The organism is Verrucomicrobiota bacterium, from assembly GCA_019247695.1.
Classification (GTDB): Bacteria; Verrucomicrobiota; Verrucomicrobiia; order Chthoniobacterales; family JAFAMB01; genus JAFBAP01.
In genome coordinates this window covers 61051-67528 of the sequence record JAFBAP010000183.1, presented here as the reverse complement: position 1 = coordinate 67528, position 6478 = coordinate 61051, and the positions used below count along the sequence as shown (strand labels likewise).

At 60.3% G+C, this 6478-nt stretch carries 4 protein-coding genes; all 4 read right to left on the bottom strand.

All coding sequences use genetic code 11. The annotated features are described in order from the left end of the window. Nucleotides 1-397: 397 nt before the first annotated feature. Nucleotides 398-1648, bottom strand: a complete 1251-nt coding sequence (locus tag JO015_21485; protein MBW0001677.1) for a PLP-dependent aminotransferase family protein — start codon at nt 1646-1648, stop codon at nt 398-400. 143 nt (nt 1649-1791) lie between these two features. Next, a complete protein-coding gene (gene dinB, locus JO015_21480; GenBank protein ID MBW0001676.1) occupies nt 1792-2844 on the bottom strand; it encodes a DNA polymerase IV in 1053 nt (350 codons plus the stop codon). 205 nt (nt 2845-3049) lie between these two features. Continuing rightward, a complete protein-coding gene (locus JO015_21475) occupies nt 3050-4456 on the bottom strand; it encodes a hypothetical protein (protein MBW0001675.1) in 1407 nt (468 codons plus the stop codon). A 267-nt stretch (nt 4457-4723) separates the two neighbouring features. Next, nucleotides 4724-6298, bottom strand: coding sequence for an NAD(P)/FAD-dependent oxidoreductase (locus tag JO015_21470; protein MBW0001674.1), 1575 nt, complete (start codon nt 6296-6298; stop codon nt 4724-4726). Nucleotides 6299-6478 lie beyond the last annotated feature (180 nt).

Sequence of the window (6478 nt, the reverse complement as noted above, 5' to 3'; positions counted from 1 at the left end):
CGGAGTTCGGAGTTCGGAGTTCGGAGTTCGGAGTTCGGAGTTCGGAGTTCGGAGTTCGGAGTTCGGAGTTCGGAGTTCGGAGTTCGGAGTTCGGAGCGGCAGCATGGGCGCCGCCTGTCGGTGTCAAGTCCAGCGTTTGGGATTCTTTTGCTGCGTTCTTCGGCGTGTTCTGCGGATAACTCCGTTTTTCCGCGGTGTGAGCCTGACCTCGGGGGAAATCGAATCCGGCTGTACGACGTCTCCGAACTCCGAACGCCGAGCCCCGAACTTTTCCTCTTCCCGCCGTGGCCGCCGTGTTCCGCCGCGGCGCCGTGTGAACTCTTCCGCTGTGCCCGTGGTGTGACCGTGTGAACTCTTCCGCTGTGCCCGCCAAACCCGCTGCGGCCGCCTTGTGACCTTAATCTGTGGCAATCCGTGTAATCTGTGGATGTTTTCTCTTTGCTGCGTTCTTCGGCGTGTTCTGCGGATAATTCCGGTGTGCGCGCAAAATTTTTCCGAGAATTTTCAGGCCGCGAACGAGTTCGTCCGGTGTGGGCCGCGAGGTGTTCAGACGCATCGCGGCAGGCACCGCCGGCGTGGTGTAAAAGGCGTTGCCGCGGCAGAAAGCCACTTTTTCCGCCAGGGCTGCACGGTAGACGGTCTCAAGGTCGGTTCCGTCAACGAGGTCAACCCACAGCATGAAACCGCCGGCCGGTTCCCAAACCTTGGCGTCGGCTGGGAAATGCTCGGCGATTACGCCAAGCCCGAGTTCGCGGCGTTCCCGGTTAAACTTGCGCAGCGTGTCCAGTTGATCGTCGAGGGTGCCCCGTTCGAGGTATCGCCGGAAACCGGCCTCGCACAGCGTCGCGGAGTGCATGTCCTGCTGGCATTTCAACAGGGCAAAACGATCGTAATCCGGTCCGGGCACGCAGAAACCGAGTCGAAGGCCGGGTGCAACCGTTTTCGAAAAGCTGCTCACGTAAGCCACCGTGGTGCCGTCGTCGTACGCGCGGATCGGCTGCACTTTGGCGTCCTCGCATAACTCCCCATAAATGTCATCCTCGATGATCCGCGTCCCGGAACGCCGGCAGAGCTCGAGGAGCGTTTCGCGGTTTTCCGGCGGCAGAGTTGCACCGGAAGGGTTCGAAAGCGTCGGGCACACGACGACAAACCTGGGCTGAAACTTGGGAAAGAGCGTGGCTACCCAGTCGAGGTCAATTCCTTGCTCGTCGCGTACGGGTATGGGCAGGACTTGAACGCCGAGGTCTCCCAAAACTTCCAGGGAAGCATAATAGGCGGGTGCTTCGCAGGCCACGACGTCACCGGGCCGCGCCCAGAGCCGGATCATTCCATGCAATGCCTGGGTGCAGCCCGTGGTCATCACGATTTGCTCAGCCGAGACGCGTATCCCCCGCCGGCTGAGCCGGCCGGCGATCAGCGCGCGCAACGCGTAATCACCGTCAGGGGAATGGTACCCGAGCGCAGGGTCGGCGTCTGCCAGGAACACGTGGTTGAACGCGGCCGCAATTTCCTGTTTCGGAACGGAGAGGGAAGAGGGCAGGCCGGCTGCCAGGTTAATCAGCGTCGGGTCGGCCGCTTGGCGCATAAAATCCAGGAGACGAGCCTGGGGTGAGAACGTGTACGGCGTGAGCATGGTAAAGAATGCCACAAATGCCACCAGCGGAGAAATGCCACAAATGAAGAACGCCAACGCTGCCGGGTGATCGCTTCATCCGGGTTAATCGGTGCCGGTGTAATCTGTGGACGTTTTGTCGTTTTCTGCGTGGTGTGCGTGCTTTGCGGATCTTCTTTTCACGCCAGGTCGAACTCGAGCTGCGTATCGGTCGATTCGTCGGGCTCATCCAGACGGACCCCGACGCCCAGCAGGCGGACGGGCAGGGTCTTACGTTGAAGCCCTTCGTGGAGTAGAAGCCGGAAGCTCTCGAGCGCAAGGGGCAGGTCCGCCCGTTCCACGGTCGTCCGCGTGAAGTCGGCAAACCGGATCTTTACCATCACCCCGCGTACTTTGGTTTTGCCGTCATGCTTGGCCAGGTCTTGCATCAGATCTTCGAACAACTCAGGCAACTTACCCTCGCATTGCGCCGGCGAGGTGAGATTATGCACGAAAGTCCTCTCGTTGCTTAAGGATTTCCTGTGCCGGTCCGGCTCCACCGGCCGCTCGTCGATTCCCCGGCAGAGTTGGAAAAGTTCGAGCCCGAATTTGCCGAACCAGGAATAGAGCTGCAGGCGCGGATAAGCCTGCAGCTGGCGGCACGTTTGAATGCCGCTGCCGGCCAGCCGCTTCGCGGTTTTCTGGCCGATACCCCACAGCCGGTGAACGGGCAAATTCTCCATGAAAGCCGGTACGTCTTCCGGCTTGATCTCAAACTGGCCGTTCGGCTTTCGCCAGTCGCTCGCGATCTTGGCCAGCATTTTATTCGGGGCGATTCCGGCGGAAGCCGTCAGCCCGGTCTGCTGGCGGATCATCTCACGGATCACTTTTGCTACGGCCACGGGTTCTCCTTCCTGAGCGCTCAGGTCGAGAAAGGCCTCATCGAGTGAGAGCGGTTCAACAATGGAGGTAAACTTGTAGAGAATGTTTCGGATCCGGGCCGATTCGCGGCGGTAGACGTCGAAGCGCGTCGGCATCACGATCAGGTGCGGGCACTTTTGTAAGGCCTCGAACGTCGGCATGGCCGACCGCACGCCGTATTTGCGTGCCTCGTAGTTGCACGTCGTCAACACACCGCGCCGGTGGCGTGCCCCACCGACGCCGACCGGTTTTCCGGCCAGTTCCGGATGATCGCGCACCTCGATTGCCGCATAAAAGCAATCCATGTCGAGGTGGATGATTTTGCGGTCCATGGCTGTACCGTTTGCCAAAAATACATTCCGCAATAAAGGATCCCTCTCCCTGGGCCGGCTCCGCCCGTTTCGGAACGTGCTTTTGGCGAATGATCTGGAAGCGACCGGCCGCCGTCGGCCCCGCCGCAAAGGTTAGCCTAGATCGCCACAGGCCGAACCTCAATGCGGAAGTCGTGTCCCCGGAAACATGACTGCATCTTAAATCTTAATACCTGCGTTTGGGCGGCGGCGGCGGGGGCTGGATGTTGGAAAGATCGATGCCGTGCGCCTCCAACACGTTAATGACGTTCTCCAGGAGGAGTGGCAAACCATCCAGGTGATTCTCGCGGTTGAGCGACTGGAACCGCATGATCTCCTCCCGCAGTTTCAGGGTCAACAGGGATTGGTACTGAGACAGCGGGTCATTGTCAGGCTGCTCGGTATCGGCGCGGCGGCTGACGGCCACGTCGAACCGGTCTGCCGCCAGTTCATCCAGGATTCCACGCAGTTGCCGAATCTCTTCGGTCAGGCGCGAGTTCTCTTCCCGCAGCTTCTGGAGCTCCGGCGCGTGCGCCCCGGCGGCCCCGCCGCTGCTCGAACCGTTCACGGGGGTAAGGTTGCGAAGTTGCTGCCGTGCAGCCTGCAATTCCCCTTTTACTTGTTCGAACCGGTGTTCGACTTGCCGGAGCAAATCGGAAATCACCAGGTTTTGGTTTTCTCTCCCAGCCGGTTTCTGAGGAGTCTTTTGAGCCGGTGCCGGCCGGGCCGCGTGACGGGGGTTCGTGGGCTTGGCCGCTTTCTCGCGTGATGCAGGCGGTTGCGGTTCGGCCGGAGCCGGCGCATCCGGATCAGCGGAAGGCGGCGGCACGGAAGCCGGGTTGGCGGGTGCGGGATCCGGCGCGGCAGGTTGCGGCTGAGCGCTTTTTGCACTGCCGACCTGCGCACGCACGTCGTCCGGAAGGTCGAGCTTGGCGATTTGTTTCTGCCAGCGGCCTGACCATTTCGCCAGGACTTTCGCCAATTCAGACCGTGCCTCCTCGTTCAGGGCTGATACCGCCGCGTACGGTTTGGCCCATTCAATCACCGCAAAGGCTGCGGGCGGACTTGCAACCGTACACGCTTCCAGCGCACAGACGGCAATGAGCTTTGCGTCGGCGGCTCTCAACTTGGACAAGTCAAGCTGGAACAGCCAAGGCTTCGTTTTCCCGATCAGCACGTTGGCTACCGCAGACCGGTCACGGCCTTGTAAGTTCCCGCTCTTGTGCATTTCCCCCAGGGTGCTGACGATCAACTTAAGAGCGCTTTCCGGGTCAACCTTGAAAAGCCCGCGGGCAATGCTTAACCGCATCCGCAGGGCCACCTCGGCCTGCAGAGGGCGCAACGCAGCCAGAAAACTGCGTTTCCGCGCCGGGGTGAGGTGCGCCCACGCGTCAACTGTCCCGTTCACGGAAATGTACCAGGGCACTTCATTGAGTAACTCAAGCGCCGCCGCGAGAGCTTTACCGCCGCCGAGGACTAAATCGCGGAACGAGGAGGCCCCGGCTTGCTCATCAGCTGCGGCGAGCCGTCCCGCTTTAGCCTTCTCCGTCATCTGCCGGAGGGCCTCAACGGTAGGTTTGAAATCTTTGGCCATAGCAACGAAAGAAAAATGGGTGTTTCGAGGTAAGCGAACCGCTCTGCCGGTCGGAGCCGCAACGGTCTCTCTGAAGCCGGCCCTCAAGCGAACCTGGTCCGGGAGGGCGTCGGAACGGCCACTTCTGAAGCACCGTGGTTTGGAAACACGTGACAATCCGTCGCTTTGACGACGATCAGACGATTCGATGACGGTGACAAAATTGCGGTGGTTGGTTGACGGGGGATGGGTGCGGTCGATTCCGCAAGTTGGGCACGACCAGCAACATCAGGCTTGTTTTACTGTCCCGGACGCAGCGCTTGGCGTTTCTGAGGGCTGGCCGTGGTCCCCTTTTCCAGACTGGCTGCCGGTCCCCTTGGAAATTCGGGTAAAACGATGTTGCCACTCGGCCCTGAGCCACTTGCGTACTCCAAGACGGATGAATTTGAAACTCGTGTGGTCCGGGCTAAAGCCGGGAAGCAGAAGCCGGCGGTCAAGGTTGGCGGAACCGTAAATACCGGCCGCGTACCGCCGTTTTGCGATCGCGACCAAGCGGCGATTGTAGAGTCGCATAAACCTGCCCACCGACGAACCGATCGGCCCGGTATAGGGAAAAATGGTGTAACGTTTCGGGCAGCGGCCGTAAACCTGGCGCACCGGACCGATAAAGTAGCAGCCCACGTCCAGCAGGAACGCGATGGTCATGAGCTCGGCATCGCCCATGTAATAATACTTGTCTTTATAGACCCCTTCGAACCAGGTGCGATATTGTTCTTGGTAAGACCGGTTGTAAGCGTCTCGCCGGGCCGAAATATCCCGGCCCACCAATGCGTCTGCCACCAGGTCCACGGCAGCACTGACCGTGAAGGCCACCATGTCGAGCCCCGGGCTGTAAAGAGGATCCAGGAATCCGGCCGCGTCCCCCACCAGGATCCAACCGTCCCCCATCGTTTGCTCGCTGTAAAAGGGAAGCTGCGAATAGGCGCGAACGTCGTTCTCAATATGCTGTGCGTTTGCAAAGAGCTTCCGGCCCAGCGGGTGGGTCAGCAGGTGCGCTTTCAACCGGTCGGCCAAGGTCGGACCGGGGGGCAATTCATAAATCCGCTGATCGTAAACGATCCCGACGCTGAAATCTCCGCCTCGAAGTGGGATGATCCAGCACCACCAGCCGTACCCCATCAGATGGTTGGTTGCCCACTGGCGCATGACCCTGCAAGAATGGGCAAAATCGGGGCGTTCGTCCCAGAGTTGAAGGCCGTCGATGTCGGTCACCCCTTTGAAGCGCGCCCAGACCGCGTTGGTCGGAAGCTCTTCAAGAGAACGGAAGAGCTTTAACTTTCGCGCGATGATGGTTGCACGGCCAGTCCCGTCAATGACCCACCGGGCCGTAACCGTGCGCATCTCCTCCCCAACGCGTACGGTGATCTGATTGCGGCCCTCACCCCCCAGGGATAAATCTTTGATTTTTGCAGGGCGCCAGAGTTCGCAGCCGGCGGCCGCGGCTTTCTCCAGGATCACCTGATCAAGCTTGGAACGGTCCAGTTGAAAAGTCGGAAGCCGCGTCTGGTACAGCGGTCCGAGTTCGGCGCAGCGGTCGAAGTTATCGGCTGGTTGCCGGTAAAACCAAAAACGCAGTCCGGACTTCGTCAATTGCTCGTGACCGAGGTGTTGGGCCAGGTTGAGCACCCGGCTCAGGAAGCTGGCGCTGACTTCACTGGTCGATTCCCCGACTTTACGGTCAAATTCGGTCGATTTTTCGATGATCAAGACGCGCAAGTCAGGGTGCTGATGCTTTAGCAGGAAAGCGGCAGAGGCACCTGCTATCGCGCCCCCGATCACCGCGACGTCATAGGTAAACTGCATGCTCGACGGAGCATTCCGTGCCCGGGTCAATTAATCAAGCGTATTGTGCGGGACACCGCACCAGTACGCGCCCGCCGGCTTTGGAGCGGGAACCAAGCGGCGGGATGGGGCGGTCTGCGCCGTTGCGACGAACGAGCCGGTTCGACGGCGCGTTTGCCGTTGGTGCCGGATGGCCCTAAA

What these genes read in the sequence shown, in the direction of transcription:
- JO015_21475 (MBW0001675.1), bottom strand. Translation starts at nt 4,456, where the DNA reads ATGGCCAAAGATTTCAAACCTACCGTTGAGGCCCTCCGGCAGATGACG.
- JO015_21470 (MBW0001674.1), bottom strand. Translation starts at nt 6,298, where the DNA reads ATGCAGTTTACCTATGACGTCGCGGTGATCGGGGGCGCGATAGCAGGT.
- dinB (MBW0001676.1), bottom strand. Translation starts at nt 2,844, where the DNA reads ATGGACCGCAAAATCATCCACCTCGACATGGATTGCTTTTATGCGGCA.